Raw genomic sequence first — 16,101 nt, forward strand, 5'->3', positions numbered from 1 at the left:
ACCGGTGGGATCAGGAAGGTGGAAGCTCCAAGGAACCTGGCGTCACCCGGATCCGGGAGATGCGCAGCCGGTCCATCGCCGTCACCGTCAAAACGTGGCCGTCAGCTTCCACACTGTCACCGACCCGGGGCAGCCGTCCCAGCCGGTCGATAACGAAGCCGGCCACCGTCTCGTAGTGCCCCTCCGGCAGCTCGATGCCAGACGCGGAGGCGACCTCTTGCAGGATCAGCCCGCCGTCGATGTCAATAGACCCGTCGCCTTTGGTGACGCGGTCCTCAGCGTCCGTGCCGGCGTCGTACTCGTCGTATATCTCACCAACCAGCTCTTCAACCAGATCCTCAAGGGTGACGATGCCGTCCGTGCCGCCGTATTCGTCCACCACCAGCGCAATGTGCTGGCCAAGCCTTCGCATGCGCTGCAACGACGGCAGGACTTTGTTGGTTCCGGGCAGCGGGAGGATCTCCCGGACGATGTCCCGCACCTGCCCGTCGTCGTGCTTCCCGTCCCGGGGCACGAGGTCCCGGACGTGGATGAAGCCAAGGACGTCGTCGGGTGTTTTGTCAATCACGGGATAGCGCGAAAAGGGCCCGTCCCTGACCGCGCTGAACGCCTCGGCGATGCTGAGGTTGCCGCTGATGAACGTTACGTCGGTGCGGGGGCGCATCACCTCCTGCAGCGAGCGGTCCCCGGCGCTGAAGACGTCGGACAGGATGCTGCGGCTGTGTTCTTCCAGCATGTCGCTTTCCGCCACCATGTCCCACAGTTCCTCCGAGCTGACGCTTTCCTGCTTGGCGTTGGGATCGCCGCCGAAGAGCCTCACGACGGCGTCCGTTGAGACGGAGAGCAACCAGACGGCGGGCCGCATGATTTCAGAGAGGACGCCCAGGGGAGGGGCCAGGACTTTGGTGAAACCGACGGCGCTCTGCATGGCCAATCTCTTGGGCACCAGTTCACCGAGTACCAGGGAAAGGTACGCCACCAGCAGCGTCATGCCGATGAATGAAGCAGGTTCCGCGGCGGCGCCGAAGCCGATGCCTGCCAGGAGGGGTTCGACGTCGGGCGCGATGGTGGAGGCGCCGTAAGCAGCCGAGAAGAAACCGGACAGAGTCACCCCGATCTGGACGGTGGAGAGGAACCGGTTGGGGTTCCCGGCGAGCGCTGCGATCCGGGCGCCGCGTTTTCCTGACTTCTCCATCCGGCGCACCTGGCTCTCGCGGAGTGACACCAACGCCATTTCAGTGCCGGCGAAGACTCCGCCCAGCAGCACAAAGAAGAGGACCAACAGAAAATTCAGCAGGGTGTCGCCGTCCATGATCAGACACTACCCAATGGCTGGGTAGGTCGGGCCGCAGGCGGGGCGTTGGGCTGGGCGCCGGGCGGCGCGTTCAGTTGCCGCCGGCGTCCCTAGCCCGAACGGCGGGTTCCCCCGAGTCCGCGCGCAACCTACCGAGCAGCCAGACCGTCCGCGGGAGTGGCCAGAGGAGGGCGAGGGCGAGGATAGGCACCAGCGAGATGCCGACGTCGGGAAACTGGCGAACGATCACGAACAGGTGGGTGTCGAACCGGGCGGGCGCGTAGATCAGGCACAGCCAGAGGGCGAACGCGTCGAGGGCGAGCGCGACGGCGGCCCACACCAGGAGAACCCACCGCGCCTTTAGCGGTGCTGGCCTCCGGAGGAGGAACCGGAGCGACAGCCACAGACTCAGCAGCTCCCCGAGCAACAGTGCCATCGACACCGCCCAGCTGTACTGCTGCAGCCAGTCCTCAAAAACAACGGCGGGCACGGGGGAGTGTCCGTGGAGGATCCGGAGGAGGTTGGTGTCGATCGACTTCAGCCGCGACGGGGCAGCGGTGTCGTTGCCGTTGATGACCAGTGCGACGCCGAGGCCGGATTCCGGAACCGCAGCCAGGTAGGTGTGGCTGTTGCCCCATTCCCCCTGGTGCTCCACGAGCCGCGGCAACGCTTCGTCCGGGACGGGAGGTGCCGAGGGATCTGTGGACTCCACGAGTGCCCGGCTGAACCAGCCCATCGCGTAGCTCTGTGAATCGCTTACCCTGACCCGTGGCTCGAACATCGCCGCCACGCTTGCCGGCTGAAGAATCCGGGCGCCGCCGAACCGCCCGCCGTCGAGCAGTGCCGTCAGCTGGCGCCCCAGGTCCTCCGCCGAGGCGTACAGGGTGGAGGACGGCATCCCGGCAATGGGAGCGGGCACATCAGTCTTGAGCCAGAATGAGCCGAACCACCGGGAGTAGCCGGCGGCAGCGTTGTCCGCGCGTGCGGCAGCCCGGGTCGGATGGCTGTTGGCCATCTGCAGCGGTTCGAAGACGTGCTCCTCCAGGTAGTCTCCGAATGGCTGGCCGGAGACTGTCTGCACCAGGACGCCCAGGACGTTGTAGTTGGCGCTCGCGTAGTGGAAGGCCGCGCCCGGTTGGCCGGCAAGGGGAGAGCCGGACAGGGCGCGGACCTCCTCTTCGAGGGCTTCCGGCTCCTGTGCGTCGGAGGCTTCGAAGGCCGTGTCCTTCGAGGACATGCCGCTGGCCTGGTGGAGCAGGTGGCGGACCGTGATCGTGGAGGAACGGCTGTCGTTCAAGGTGAACCACGGCAGGTAGGTCTGGACGGGCTCGTCCAGCTCCAGCCGCCCGGCCTCCACCTGCTGCATCACGGCGATGGCGGTGAAGGACTTGCTGGTGGAGGCCAGCAGCACCGGCGTCTGCGCGGTCATCGGCCGGCCGGAGTCGTCAGCGCGGCCGAACGCCGCCGAGTGCACCTGGACGCCGTCCCGGACGACGGCGACGGCGGCGCCGGGAATCCCGAGGGAGTCGAGCTGGTCCTGCAGGAAGTCGTCCAACGCCTCGTAGGTCTGCCCGGAAGTCGCGGGGCCCGGCGGTGAGGTACCGGGTGCGGCGGGCTCCGGCGTCGCAAGGCCGAGCATCCCCGCGGCCAGCAAGCACAACAGGAGCCACCGCGAAGACCCAAAAACTGTTCGCATGCCCACACCTGCGTTTCGGCTGACGGTCCCTTCACGGTAGGGCCTGGCCGGGGGGAAAACAATCAGTGGAGGAACCGGCCCCTGCCAATTTGACCCACCCGTGGGTACGTTTGCCTCATGCAAAAGATCTCGATCGAAGCGCTGGCCCGTCAGCAGCTCAAGCTGAAAGCTGAGGACTCGGCCGTGCCGTTCATTGTGGTCAATACGGACCGTTAGCAGCCGTCCGTGGTGGTTCGGCAGGTCATGAGGGCTGTGGTGGTCGGGGCGGGCATTGCCGGCCTCGTGGTGGCCCGCCAGCTCGGTCTGGCCGGATGGGACGTCGAGGTCCTGGAGAAGGCCGCGGCTCCGCGCCCTGACGGCTACATGATGGATTTCTTTGGACTTGGGGTGGAGGCCGCGGAGCGCATCGGTCTCTACCCCCGGCTCGCAGCCGTGGCCTACCGCGTGGACGCAGTCGAATACGTCGACGCAAGAGGACGGACCACGTCCAGCCTCGACTACGGACAGTTCGCCCGCTTCGCTGGCGGTAAAGTCCTCAGCCTGCTGCGTCCCGACCTGGAGCAGGCTGCCCTTGCCGCCCTCGACGACGTGGCACCCGGCCGGGTGCGGGTCCGCTACGGTGCGACGGCGGGCAGAATTGTGAGTGGCGGGGACGGCGTGCGGGTCACCGTCGATGACTTGCCGGACGAGGCACCCGCCGACGTCCTCGTGGGCGCCGACGGCATCCACTCCGCCGTCCGGGCTCAGGTCTTCGGCCCGGAAGAGGAGTATCTGCGGCCTCTGGGTATGCGTGCCGTCGCCTTCATCGTGACCGAGCCGGTCCTCAACGCCCGCTTCCGGAACCGGTTTGTCCTGACCGACAGCATCGACCGGATGGCGGGGCTCTACGGCCTCCGCTCGGATCAGGTGGCGGCCTTTATGGTTTATCGGGATGCCACCGGCGCGGCTGGGCATCTGCCCGCCGGGAGTCCGGGGCAACGGCTGCACCGGGAGTTTTCCGGGCTTGGTGAGGCGGTGGACCGCCTGCTTGATCTGTGTCCGGAGCATCCGTACGACGACATTGTCGCCCAGGTGGTTATGCCCGGCTGGCAGCGGGAGCGGTGCGTTCTTGTTGGGGATGCGTGCGGCGCGGTGTCGCTCGTCGCGGGGCAAGGGGCCTCTTTGGCTGTCGCCGGCGCAGCGCTGCTGGGTGACGTCCTCGGCCCGGTGACGTCGCCTGAAGGGATCAGCCCCGCTCTCGTTGAGTTCGAGCGGCGCTGGCGGCCCGTGGTGGAGGAAGCCCAGGCTGCGGGGAGGCGCGCGGCGTCCTCGTTCCTCCCCGCAAACAGGGCCCAGCGCCTCCTGCGGCGGTGGATTATCAGGGGAAGCCGCCTGCCAGGAGCTGACCGGCTGGTGGCCCGCCAGATCGTGGGCAGGAGCGGAAAAGGTTAGCCCTTCACCTCATACGCCTTCGGCAGCTTCAGGCCGCGCTCCTCCATCAGGGTGCGCAGGCGGGTGGGGTAGTCGGTGATGATGCCGTCCACGCCCAGGTCCATCAGGCGCTCCATGTCGGCGGTGGTGTTCACGGTCCATGGGATGACGGGCAGGCCCAGGTGGTGGGCTTCGGCGATCATCTCAGGGGTGACGGAACTGAACGTGGGGGAGGCGACGTCGTACCCCTGGGCAGCTGCCGCCTTGGGCAGGGAACCGCTGTAGTCGTCGATGTCGATGCCGCCCAGGTTGCGGCTGGCGCCGGGCTGGCCCACGCCCATCCAGGCGTTGCCGCTGGACAGCGCCACTAGCGGCAGCTCCGGCGCGATCTCCTTGGTGAGGTTCAGGGAGGACCAGTCGAAGGACTGCAGGGTGGTGCGGTCTGCCATGCCGGAGGCCTTGATCTCGGCCACCACGGCGCGGGTAAGGGACTCCATGCCGGCGCCGCCGATCTCGCTGCTCTCCACCTTGGTCTCCACGTTGAAGCGGACCTTCGCGGCCTTGGTATCGCGGACCAGCTGGTATACATCCTTCAGCTCGGCGATCCGGTTGCCCTCGACGACGTCCTGCTCCGGGTAGCCGGACAGCTGCTTGAAGCCGCAGTCGAGCGTCTTGACCTGCGCCAGGGACAGCTCGGCGACGCGGTCGCCCACGTACGGGAACTCGGGATCCTTGGCGGTGGCGGCGGCGGTGTCCTTGCACTTGCCGGCCTGGATGGTGTCGTCGTGCCACACGACCACCTTGCCGTCCTCGGTCAGGTGCGTGTCCAGCTCCAGGGTGGTGACCCCCAGCGCCAGGGAGTTTTCGAACGCGGCCAGGGACTCCTCGGTCCATTCGCCGCGGCCGCCGCGGTGGCTCTGCAGGTCGAAGGAGCCGTTGCGCTCGTTCGTCTTAATGACGCTTGTTGTCGCCGTTGGCGCCGCTCCGGAAGCGTTCGACGACGGCGTGCCGGCTTCGTTCTCGGAGCTCGCGACGGCGGGGCTCGCCATGGCGGCGATCAGGGCGGCGGCTGCCGCGGCAGTCAGGACTTGGCGCATGGGTGTTTCCTCCTGGTGAGACGGGGCCGGCTGTTGGCCGGTGACCCGTCAACGCTAGGGAGGGCAGGTTGCGTGCTTGGGGTAGGGAGTTGGAGCGAAGGTTAACGCGGGATGCTGATGCCCTGCTTGCCGGTCAATCTTGAGCGGACTTTGCAGCCATTTTTCCCCATTCCTCTTTTCCCTAGCGACAGCGCTCGCGCATCCGGCGCCTAGTGCGTTTCCTCGAGTTCCTTGACGGGCCGGGGCCGCTTCCAGGTGGACTCGCGCGGGCCGGGCGGGTACGCCGCCGTCTTACCAGCCCAGGCGATAACCAGTGCGGCGATGACCGGGAGCGCCGCAGCCGCCGGGACCAACAAGGGCCCGGCCACAACCAAAGCGGCGGATCCGTAGAGGGCGCCGATGGTGATGCCCAGCTGGATGGTCAGGACCGTGAGCCCGTTGGCGGCGTCCTTGTTCTCGCGGCCGGCGCGGAGGATGGCCGACTGGTTGTAGATGCCGATGGCTCCCAGCCCGGCACCCCACACCGTCATCAAAGCGAGCGCGAAGACAAGGCTGCCACCCACGAACGGCAACGCCAGCATCGAAACGGCGATTGCCGCCGTCGTCATCAAAAGCGAACGGCGCGGGTGCGAATCAACGGTCATCCCAGCGATCCAGATGCCGAGCAGACCGGCGACGCCGAGGACGGTGAGGGAGAGGCTGATGGCGTAGTCGGGCAGGCCGGCCTCGCGGATGTAAGGGGCGATGTAGGTGAAGAGCGCGAAGTGGGCCAGGACCAGCAGCGGCCAGGCCATCGCGACGGACTTCACGCCGGGCTGGGCGATGGCCGCGCGCATGGAGGGGCGGACCTCGCCGGCGCCGCGCCGGACGGACGGCAGGAACAGGAAGCCCAGGACGGCGAGGAGCACGCCGAAGCCGGCAAGGGCCAGGAACGCCGAGCGCCAGCCGAGGACTGTGCCCAGCGCGGTTCCGATCGGGGCACCGATGGCCAGGCCCAGGCTGTTGCCGCTGAAGACGATGGCCAGGGCCTTGCCCACCTTGTCGGCCGGGACCACGCGGGCGACGTACGGGGCCATGGTGGTCCAGAGCAGCCCGTGCGCCAGGCCGCCCACCAGCCGTGCCACCATCGCAAACGTGAAGTCGGGGGCGATGCCCACAAGGGCGTTGCTGAGCGCGAACGTCAGGACAAGTGCCACCAGCAACGGCCGCTTCGGTACGTTGGCGAGCAGCCGCGCGGCGGGCACCACGGTGACCACAATGACGGCGGCGTAGGCGGCGGCGAGGTAGCCGGCCACCGGCTCGGACACGTTGAGTGCCGTGCTGATCTGGGGGAGCAGGCCGGAGGGGAGCAGTTCGGTGGTGATGGCGGTGAAGGCGATGGTGGCCAGGACCACCATGGCGGCAAGCGGAAAAGGCTTGGCCACCGGCGCGGAAATCGCGGAGGACATTAAGGGGGTTCCATTCAAGGGGGAGGGGAGCGGAACCCGGGCGCTGCTGGCCTCAACGATTCCTCCAACAAGTTTACAGGGTGAACTAAGGGCCTCGGTGCAGATGCGGCACGCGTTGGGGGGCCCTGCTGGTACCTGCCAGTTGCAATCTGCGTCAGACTGGAGTTTTGCCCCACAACGAAAGCAGATTCCCTTGATTACTCTCCAACAGGACGCAGAAGGCTTTATCCGGATGAGCCGGCACTACCCCGCCAGCGTCCGAATCAGCATCACTTTCACCGACGGCACCACCGGTGAGTTCTCAGGCCAGACTCTGAATAACGCCTACGATGCAGCGCTCGCTGATTTCCGCGCCAAGAACGATCTCGATGCGCGGGGATACTCCAGGACGTCGTCGGGCCGGACGAACTCCGGCAACAAGATTGACTTCGTTCCGGTTCATCCCGGGATGGGGGAGTAGCCGGCGCTCAGGCACCCGCGGTATCGTCACCAGGCACCGCAGCAGCCTGCCGCTCAATCGTGACCGTGCCGGCGTCGCCATCCACGCTGATCTGCTGGCCGGTGGCAATCCGCTGTGTGGCCACTCCCGTGCCGAGGACGGCAGGGATGCCGTACTCGCGGGCCACGATGGAGCTGTGGCTCAGCGGGCCGCCGACGTCGGTCACCACCGCGGAGGCCATCGCAAAAAGCGACGTCCATGCGGGAGTGGTGATGCGGGCCACCAGGACGTCCCCGGGCTCCATCTGACCAAAGTCTTGCGGCCCGGCCAGCACCCGGGCGGGAGCGCTGACCCGGCCCGCACTGGCTCCGGCGCCTTTGATGATGTCGCCGCTCTGGTGCTGCGAGCCTGCCGGCATCATCGACCCGAAGGCCCGCTCCATCCACCGGCTCTCGGGAAGCATTTGCGGGGCGGCGGCCTTCGCCTGGCCCCGCCACAGCATCCTCCGCTCCTCGACGGCGGCGGCGCGGACCGGCCGCTCAGCTCCGGCAATGACGACGGCGGCCCGGGCCTCAGTCCGTCCACCGGGCGCGGCGAGGCCGAACTCGACGGCGCTCCGCAGCTCCTGGTACCGCAGCCAGAACACGTCGTCCGGCGAAGCGATGACGCCCGAGTCCACCAGTCGTTGCCCCAGCTCGAGCAGCATCTGCCGCAGCAGCGGCCAGGCCAGACCGACGTCGGCCAGCGCGTCCTCGCGGAGCGGTGCGAGGTCCTGCGCCCACCGGAGCAGCCGGAGGAAGGCGTCCCGGCGGCGCGGGCCCAGCCGGCCGGCCATCTGGTCAGTGAGCGACTCCCGTCGCTCGGTCAACTGCCGCTGCCGCTCATGCGGGTCCGTGCCCTGCCCGCGCAGGTAGAACTTCACCGTTTCCAGCAGGGCGGACGGATCGTCGGCCGCCACAGGGCTGGCGAAATCGAGGTTGTAGACTGCATGGCCGAAGAGGCCCAGGTGCTCCCGGAAGGCGAAACGCCATTCCTGCCACAGGACGCCGTCCACCCCTTCGGGCGGCGAACCGGTACGCAGGCACTCGGCTAGTACCGCCGTCGGCCGTTCCAGCAAAGCCGATACCAGCCCGGGATCGCTGCGGGCCCAGCCCGCCAGATCGTACAGTGACTTCTCCGCGCGGATGGGTTCGCTGTCGTAGCCGAGGAGGAACGTCTGGGCCGGAGGATCGCCGTCGCGCCGGACGAGCTTGTCGTAGAACGCCCGGAAGGAGATTTCGCTGGTGGCGGCGAGCGGAATGATCGACTGCACGGCTGTGTAATACACGGTGCCGGCGTCCAGCAGCGCCTGCGCACCCGCCAGCATTTCCTCGCCGGTGAGCTCCGCCGGCGGCTTCGCCTGCCAGTCCTTGATCACCCGTTCGTACCGGGGATGCGAGAACTCTCGCCAGCCGGCCACTCCCATGTGTGCTTTGCCGCGGGCCAGCGCGCCCACCGCCGTCAGCGCCTTGCCCATCATCCGCCACATGCCCGAGCTGCGGTAATAGTAGTAGGCGTAGCCGTTGATGGTGGGCAGCCCGACGTCGCCGTCGCGGATCACGTTCTTGCCCAGCGCCTCGGCCATCAGGGCTCTGAGTGACCGCGCCACGGAGCCGTCAATCAGGTCGGCAAACAGCGGCGAGAGCGGGTCCGGCAGCTGTTCCACAATGCTCGCCCGGAAGTAGAGCCCTTTCGGATACGGCAGGGGCCAAGTCTCCGGGGTGTCGGCCGCCGGTTCAGGCAGCGCCGTGATGGGCCGGGACTGCAGGATAAAGAACCGGCCACCGGCCCGCGCCCACTCGATGTCCTGCGGAACGCCGAAGTGATCCGCGCTCCGCTGTCCATAGCCGGCCAGCTCGGCCGCCGCCCGGTCATCAAGAACAGGCGTACGACGGCGGGCTGCCGCCACCGGCTGCTCGCGGGTGCCGTTCTCCGCGTAGACGGTCATGACTTCCTTGTAGGCTGTCTGCCGCGACACCACGGTGCCGGTTCCGGCGTCGACCACCACGTCATCCGTGGTGACGGTCCCGCTGACCACCGACTCGCCCAAGCCCCACGCGGCACTGATCACTGTCTGGTCGCGCCGCCCGTTGGTGGGGTTGGCCGTGAACATCACCCCGGCCGCGTCGGCCTCCACCATCTGTTGAATTATGACGGCGAGGCGCACCTCCTCCGGTCCCACGCCTTCGCGGGCGCGGTAGGCAATCGCCCGCGCCGTCCAGAGGGACGCCCAGCAGTCGACTACGGCTTCTGTCAGCGCGTCTACGCCGCGGACGTTGAGGTAGGTTTCCTGCTGCCCGGCAAAACTGGCCGATTCGAGGTCCTCGGCAGTGGCGGAGGAGCGCACCGCCACTGCTGTGTCTCCGCCGTCGAGACGCGCGTAGGCCGCGGACAGTTCGGTTGCGATCCCGGCCGGCATGGTGCCGCTCCGGAACAGGTCCCGGATCTGTTCCGAGGCGTTCTTATAGTCCTGGGGCGCCGACTCCGGAGGCAGGGCGGCCAGGTCCTGAATCGCGGACTGGAGGTGGTTCTCAGTGACGAACAGCGAGTAGGCAGCGGTGGTCAACACAAACCCCGGCGGGACCGGCAGCCCGGCCTGGATAAGGCCGCCCAGCCCGACGGCCTTGCCGCCGGCCACGGCGGCGTCGTCCCGTCCCACATCGCCCAAATCCTCGACAAAGGCCATAACCGCGCGTCCTTGCTGCCCGGTGCCGGGCGCCTGCAGTGAACCTGGTTCTGAACATACTGGCACTGGAGCCGGCAGGAGGCTACAAGTCCAGGGGAAGGGGTGTTTCTGAGGCGCTGCCCACCGTAGGCTATGGGCATCCATCACACCCAGGAGGCAGCATGCGCAAGGCAAATCCAGTAAACGAACCCGAGCAGGTCCTCCCTCTTGCTGAGAACCTCATGGCCCACTTGGCCAAGGGGAGGGAATGGGCCACCCCTGGAGTGCAGACTGCACTGCAACGAGCGGTGGCTGGGCTCGATACAGGCATTGAAACCGCATCTCCCCGCCTCCAGGCGGTAGTGCGGCGGCTCGCTGACGAGCTGGCGGGCGGGGTGGAGACGCTGACTCCGCGGGTCCAGGAACGTTTGAAGCGCGTCGGGCCGCATGCCGCGGCGGACATCGTGGATCCCGGCCCTGTCAAGGCTGCACGGCCGGCATCGCTGGTGGCGTGGTTGATCCCAGCTGTTCTGGCCCTCGCCGGGTTTGGTGTGTGGCGGTCCCTGCGGAAGGCACATGAGGAACCTGTGTCCTCCGCACCGGGGCAGGACAGCGGCGGTGAGGATTTCAACGCTGATCCGGACCTTGCCGCGGGCCGTATTTAGGAGCCCCTCAACAGAAGCCTCGTCCAGGCCTGCGCCCACCAACTGTCGTTATTGATCTGTGGGCGCATTCACCCGCGGACTTTCCTGACGCCCAACCTGCGTCGTCGTCCCGGGGCCTGACCCGTTACCGGACGGATGCGGTGCCAGGTCCGGCGGGGATGGTTGGGATGGTTGCTGCTGGTGTCAGCCGGAGGGGAAGCCGAAGCCACGAGCGACGAGCCGTTCCTGCGGCGCCGCATGCGGAGGAGTACCACTACCGCCAAGCCCAGCCAGGCGAAAGCCACACCAATAACCAGGATCGCCACCGGAACCTTTTCCATGGCTGATTTTAGGCCCGGAACAGCCCGTATGCCTAACTCGTTTCCCGGCGAGCTGACTACCCGATTTTCGGACGTACGAGCAGCAGGTACCTGCAACGGGTCGTGCCTGCCAGCGTGATGGTTCCTCTTCCGGGTTGGCGGCCCGTCGATGCACCTGTACCATATCCTAAGCATGCTTACCATTAGCCTTTCGGGTCGGTCAGCTAACGTAAAGTCACCGTACAAACGGGACGGAAACGAACAGGGGCTTGAATTGGCAGGGAATGCAACCTTCCGGCACAGCAACACCGCGCTGCTTTCGGTAAGCAGTGTCGAGGCTCCGAGGATCGTGAGTTCCACGGATTTCGACCGCCGGTTGGCTTCGACCCTACAGCGGCTGAAGTTCCCCACGCGGCTGCTTGAGCGCGTTGCCGGTGTAACGCACCGCCGCTGGTGGGCGCCCGGGACGTCCTTTGATGACGCTGCCGCCGAAGCGGGCGCGAAGGCCCTGGCCGAGGCCGGCGTCGAAGCGTCAGACGTTGGCCTGCTGATCAACACCTCGGTCACGCGGCGCAATCTGGAACCGTCCGTCGCGGTGAAGATCCACCACGGACTCGGCCTGCCGTCGTCGGCCATGAACTTTGACCTGGCCAACGCCTGCCTCGGATTCGTAAACGGCCTAACTTTGGCGGCCAGCATGATCGACTCCGGCCAGATCAAGTACGCAGTGATCGTGAACGCCGAGGATGCCGAGGCCACGCAAGAGGCCACATTGGCCCGTCTCCAGCGGCCCGAGACCACACGCGAGGACTTCAACCGGGAGTTCGCTACCCTCACCCTGGGCTCGGGAGCTGCCGCCGCCGTCCTCGGCCCCGCAGACCAGCACCCCGGTGCGCACCGGATCGTCGGCGGTGTGATGCGCGCCGGCACCGAACACCATGAGTTGTGCGTGGGCGGCATTGACGGCATGGCCACCGACACAAAAGGCCTGCTCGAGGGCGGCCTCCAGCTCGTCGTCGACGCCTGGCATGAAGCCCGGCCGGATTGGGACTGGGCCGCCATGGACCGGTACGTCACGCACCAGGTGAGCAATGCCTACACGCAGGCCATCATCGACGCTATTGACCTGGACCCCGCCAAGGTACCCATCACGTTCCCGCACTGGGGCAATGTAGGCCCGGCCTCCCTCCCCATGACCCTCGCCGCCGAAGCACAATCTCTTGAGACGGGGGACCGGGTCCTCTGCATGGGCGTCGGATCCGGGCTGAACACCGCCATGCTGGAAATCGTTTGGTAACCGCCAGCTGGCCCGGCGTCCGCCCGGAATGGTCGCGCGAAATCGATGTGCCGTCCACCTCCGACGCCGATGCGCCAGGCACAGTGCGCCGCTGGCACCTGCTGGACAACGGCGCCGAACTCTCCCGCCTCGGCCTGGCCCCCGCCGGAACCCTGCTGTGCGTGCACGGCAACCCCACCTGGTCGTATCTGTGGCGGACGCTGCTGGCGGCCGGATCGGATCCGGCCCACCCGTGGCGCGTTATAGCGGTGGACCAGCTGGACATGGGCTACTCGGAGCGCACCGGCACCTTCCGGCGCCTGGCCGACCGGATCAACGACCTCGGCGACCTGACGGACGCACTGGGCCTGGACGGGCCGGTGATTACGGTGGGCCACGACTGGGGCGGCGTGATCAGCCTGGGCTGGGCCCTGGCGCACCCGCAGCACCTCACCGGGGTGGTGCTGACCAACACGGCCGTCCACCAGCCCTCCGGCTCGGGAATCCCGCCCGCCCTGCGGCTGGCCCTGCACCCCGCCGTACACGGTTGGGGAACCACGACGTCGGACGCCTTTCTGCGGGTGACGCACTCGCTGGCGAACCCGCCGCTGCCCGCCGACATCCGCAAGGCCTACATGGCGCCGTACCGCGGAGCCCACCGCCGGGCCGGAGTGGGGAATTTTGTGGCGGATATTCCCGTGGACGACTCCCACCCCAGCTTTCCGGCGCTTAGCGGCGTGGCGGAGGGGCTGCGCGGGTTGAAGGTCCCGGTGCTTATGCTCTGGGGCCCCGCGGATCCCATCTTTTCCGACCGGTACCTCAAGGACCTTTTCAGCCGGCTTCCGCACGCCGACGTGCACCGCTTCGAAGGGGCCGGCCATCTGGTGGCAGAGGACCGGGACATTGCCGCGCCGGTTTTCCGGTGGCTCGCCCCGCAAGGCGGCGCCAGCGGAAGCGAATCCCCGCAAGCGAAAGCCACAAAGACCGATGGCCAGGAGCTGAACAAAGCGGCTGAGCCGGAGGCGGCGGCATTCCGGCCCCTGTGGGACCTGATCGGCGGGCAGGCGGCAGGGCCTGCGGGAGCAGATCCCGCCGTCGCGGAAATGGCACCGGACGGCACAGTTGCCCGCTCGCTCGGCTGGCAGCAGCTGGACCGGGACATCCTGGACCTCGCCGCGGGGCTACGGGAAGCCGGAATGGGAAGCGGCAGCCGCGTGAGCCTGATGGTTCCGCCCGGGGTGGACTTGACCATAGCCCTTTACGCCTGCCTGCGGCTGGGCGCCGTGGTGGTTGTGGCCGACGCCGGACTGGGAACCAAGGGTTTGAGCCGCGCCGTGAAAGGGGCTACTCCCGATTTCCTGATCGGGATCGACAAGGCGCTGGCGGCTGCCTCGGTGCTCGGTTGGCCGGGACGGCGGATCAGTGTGCGGGACCTCACGGCCGCCCGCCGTCGGATGCTGGGAGTCGAGACCTCCCTCGCAGCCCTGGCCCGTTCCGGTGCCGGCCGCGGTTCACGGCAGCTGACGGACAGCGCGGATCCGGATGCCCCGGCCGCGGTTCTCTTCACGTCCGGCTCCACTGGCCCCGCCAAGGGCGTGCTCTACACGCACCGGCAGCTGGTTGCGATGCGGGACACCGTGGCCGAAACCTTCGGGATCCGTTCCGGTGCCCGGCTGGTGGCGGGCTTCGCCCCGTTCGCCTTGCTGGGACCGGCCCTCGGGGCGGTGTCGGTGACGCCGGCGATGGATGTCACTGCACCCCGCACGTTGACGGCCAGCGCGCTCGCCGACGCCGCCGCGGCCATCGACGCCACGGTGGTCTTCGCCTCGCCGGCGGCTTTGCGGAACGTCCTTGCCACCCGGGATGGTGTGGGCGCGGCCGGGCATCAGGCGTTGGAAGGTATTGAGTTGCTGCTGTCTGCCGGCGCGGCCGTCCCGGAACCGCTGCTGGCAGAGGTACAGCGGCTGCTGCCGCGGGCCTCGCTGCACACCCCGTATGGGATGACCGAGGCGCTGCCGGTTACCGACATCAGCCTCGAACAGATCCAGGCGGCCGACGCCGAGGCTGCCGCCGGCACTGTGGCCGGAGCCGGCAACGGCGTGTGCGTGGGGTGGCCGGTGCATGGCGCCCGTGTGGCAGTGGTCCCGTTGGCGCCGGACGGCACCGCGCCCGGGTGCCATCCCGTGGCGGAGGCCGGAGTGACCGGCGAGATCCTGGTCAGCGCCGCGCACGTCAAGGAAGCTTATGACCGGCTCTGGCTGATCCAGCGGGAGAGCATCAGTGTGCCCGGATGGCACCGCACCGGCGATGTGGGGCACTTCGACGCCGCCGGCCGGCTCTGGGTGGAAGGACGCCTCGCCCATGTGGTGACAGCTCCCGGTGCTGTGGTGACGCCCGTCGGTTCCGAACAGGCCATCGAACGCCTGGACTGCGTCCGGCTGGCGGCGATCGCCGGGGTGGGACCGGCAGGCACCCAGGCCGTGGTCGCCGTCGTCGAGACCCTGCCTCCCGCGCGCAAGGCCGGCCCTGCTGAGCCGCAGCTCGCAGGGCGGGTCCGCAGCGCGGCCCTTGAAGCTGGCGTACATGTCTCTGCTGTACTCGTCGTCCCCGCGCAGCCCACCGACATCCGGCACAACGCGAAGATCGATAGGACCCGCCTGTCCCGCTGGGCGACACGGGTGCTGGCCGGCGGACGTCCTGGGAAGCCGTGAGGGTTCTCGTCACCGGCGCAAGCGGGCTGCTTGGGGGAGAAGTGGCCCGGCTGCTGGTGCGGCAGGGCCATGACGTGGCGACATTCCAGCGCCGCCCCTCAGGGGTGCACGGCGCTGCGGACTTCCGCGGGTCACTGGCCGACGACGGGGTGCTGCGGGAGGCAGTTCGAGGCGCGGAAGGAATCATCCACCTGGCCGCGAAAGTCTCCTTCACGGGCCTTGCCGCGGAATTCGACGAGGTGAACGTGGAAGGAACCCGCCGTCTGCTGCATTGTGCGCAGGCGGCCGGGGTGCGGGACGTGGTGTTCGTTTCGTCGCCTTCCGTGGCTAACTCAGGCGCCGCGATCGCCGGGCTGCGCGCGGAGCCGGCTGACCCGGCGCATGCGCACGGCGACTATTCACGGACCAAGGCCGAGGCGGAGCTGCTGGCGCTGGCGGCGGACGCTCCTGACTTCCGGGTCGCAGCGGTGCGCCCCCACATCGTCTGGGGCCCCGGCGACACCCAACTGGTGGAACGGGTTCTGGCACGCGCGAGCCGGGGCCGCCTGCCGCTGCTCGACGCCGGCGCGGCCCTGATCGACACCACGTACGTGGACAACGCCGCCGCGGCCATCGTCGCCGCGCTGCACCGCATGGAACACGTCCATGGCAGAGCCCTGGTGGTGAGCAACGGTGAGCCCCGCCCGGTGGGCGAACTGCTGGCGGGCATCTGTGCTGCGGGAGGTGTCCCGGCGCCGTCGTGGTCCGTGCCGGGTGCGGTGGCGCGGGCGGCGGGGGCGGTGGTGGAGAAGGTCTGGACGTGGGCCGGGCGGGACCAAGAGCCGCCGATGACCAAATTCCTCGCCGAGCAGCTCTCTACCGCCCACTGGTTCGACCAGCGCGAGACCCAGGAACTCCTCAACTGGACGCCCGCCGTCTCGCTTGATGAGGGACTGGCGAGGCTGGCCCAGCACTATGGTTCCGGGCCGGCGTCGCGGGTCCCACAGCGATAGGCAACCCATCAGGACGCATGGCATTTCGATACCTGTTCTATGCAGGAACTCGTTGAGGTACCTTAGTCCC

General features: G+C 68.1%; 12 protein-coding genes. 6 read left to right on the forward strand and 6 right to left on the reverse strand.

Translation table 11 applies throughout. The annotated features are described in order from the left end of the window. Positions 1–10 precede the first annotated feature (10 nt). Both CXQ88_RS14070 and CXQ88_RS14075 read right to left on the reverse strand, forming a co-directional pair. Complete coding sequence (locus CXQ88_RS14070) at positions 11–1,312, reverse strand: hemolysin family protein (RefSeq protein WP_104044779.1); 1,302 nt, start codon at positions 1,310–1,312, stop codon at positions 11–13. A gap of 73 nt (positions 1,313–1,385) precedes the next feature. Continuing rightward, positions 1,386–2,990 carry a serine hydrolase domain-containing protein gene (locus tag CXQ88_RS14075; RefSeq protein ID WP_104044780.1) on the reverse strand — a complete coding sequence of 535 codons (1,605 nt, stop codon included), beginning with the start codon at positions 2,988–2,990 and terminating at the stop codon, positions 1,386–1,388. A 225-nt stretch (positions 2,991–3,215) separates the two neighbouring features. Between CXQ88_RS14075 and CXQ88_RS14080 the strand changes: the two genes are divergently transcribed. Then, the gene (locus CXQ88_RS14080; protein WP_258061876.1) at positions 3,216–4,421 is read left to right on the forward strand and encodes an FAD-dependent monooxygenase; all 1,206 of its coding nucleotides are present in this window, start codon (positions 3,216–3,218) and stop codon (positions 4,419–4,421) included. Here CXQ88_RS14080 and CXQ88_RS14085 read toward each other — a convergent pair. Both CXQ88_RS14085 and CXQ88_RS14090 read right to left on the reverse strand, forming a co-directional pair. Then, positions 4,418–5,497: a glycerophosphodiester phosphodiesterase family protein gene (locus tag CXQ88_RS14085; RefSeq protein ID WP_104044782.1), complete on the reverse strand. Its 1,080-nt coding sequence runs from the start codon at positions 5,495–5,497 to the stop codon at positions 4,418–4,420. The genes CXQ88_RS14080 and CXQ88_RS14085 overlap by 4 nt on opposite strands. A gap of 209 nt (positions 5,498–5,706) precedes the next feature. After that, complete coding sequence (locus tag CXQ88_RS14090) at positions 5,707–6,945, reverse strand: MFS transporter (protein ID WP_104044783.1); 1,239 nt, start codon at positions 6,943–6,945, stop codon at positions 5,707–5,709. Between the two features lie 193 nt (positions 6,946–7,138). On the opposite strand from CXQ88_RS14090, the gene CXQ88_RS14095 reads away from it, so the two are divergent. Next, positions 7,139–7,405, forward strand: coding sequence for a hypothetical protein (locus CXQ88_RS14095; RefSeq protein WP_104044784.1), 267 nt, complete (start codon positions 7,139–7,141; stop codon positions 7,403–7,405). A 7-nt stretch (positions 7,406–7,412) separates the two neighbouring features. Here the strand turns inward: CXQ88_RS14095 and CXQ88_RS14100 are convergent, their stop codons facing one another. Then, on the reverse strand, positions 7,413–10,109 hold the full coding sequence (locus tag CXQ88_RS14100) for a PEP/pyruvate-binding domain-containing protein (protein WP_104044785.1): 2,697 nt from the start codon (positions 10,107–10,109) through the stop codon (positions 7,413–7,415). Positions 10,110–10,270: 161 nt separating this feature from the next. Here CXQ88_RS14100 and CXQ88_RS14105 point away from each other — a divergent pair, with 161 nt between their 5' ends. Further along, positions 10,271–10,753, forward strand: a complete 483-nt coding sequence (locus CXQ88_RS14105) for a hypothetical protein (RefSeq protein WP_104044786.1) — start codon at positions 10,271–10,273, stop codon at positions 10,751–10,753. Positions 10,754–10,821: 68 nt separating this feature from the next. On the opposite strand, the gene CXQ88_RS14110 is transcribed toward CXQ88_RS14105, so the two are convergent. Beyond that, positions 10,822–11,073 (reverse strand): hypothetical protein, encoded by a 252-nt coding sequence (locus CXQ88_RS14110; RefSeq protein ID WP_104044787.1) that lies wholly within the window; start codon positions 11,071–11,073, stop codon positions 10,822–10,824. 253 nt (positions 11,074–11,326) lie between these two features. On the opposite strand from CXQ88_RS14110, the gene CXQ88_RS14115 reads away from it, so the two are divergent. From CXQ88_RS14115 to CXQ88_RS14125, 3 genes are read left to right on the forward strand one after another with little or no spacing between them, the layout of a single operon-like run. Then, complete coding sequence (locus CXQ88_RS14115; RefSeq protein ID WP_104044788.1) at positions 11,327–12,349, forward strand: 3-oxoacyl-ACP synthase III; 1,023 nt, start codon at positions 11,327–11,329, stop codon at positions 12,347–12,349. Further along, complete coding sequence (locus CXQ88_RS14120) at positions 12,343–15,039, forward strand: alpha/beta fold hydrolase (protein WP_104044789.1); 2,697 nt, start codon at positions 12,343–12,345, stop codon at positions 15,037–15,039. Before CXQ88_RS14115 ends, CXQ88_RS14120 begins: the two co-directional genes overlap by 7 nt. Then, positions 15,036–16,031: an NAD-dependent epimerase/dehydratase family protein gene (locus CXQ88_RS14125; protein ID WP_104044790.1), complete on the forward strand. Its 996-nt coding sequence runs from the start codon at positions 15,036–15,038 to the stop codon at positions 16,029–16,031. The genes CXQ88_RS14120 and CXQ88_RS14125 overlap by 4 nt, the downstream gene beginning before the upstream one ends. The last annotated feature ends 70 nt before the right edge of the window (positions 16,032–16,101 follow it).

The organism is Arthrobacter sp. ZGTC412 (assembly GCF_002929215.1).
In the GTDB taxonomy this organism is placed as follows: Bacteria; Actinomycetota; Actinomycetes; order Actinomycetales; family Micrococcaceae; genus Arthrobacter.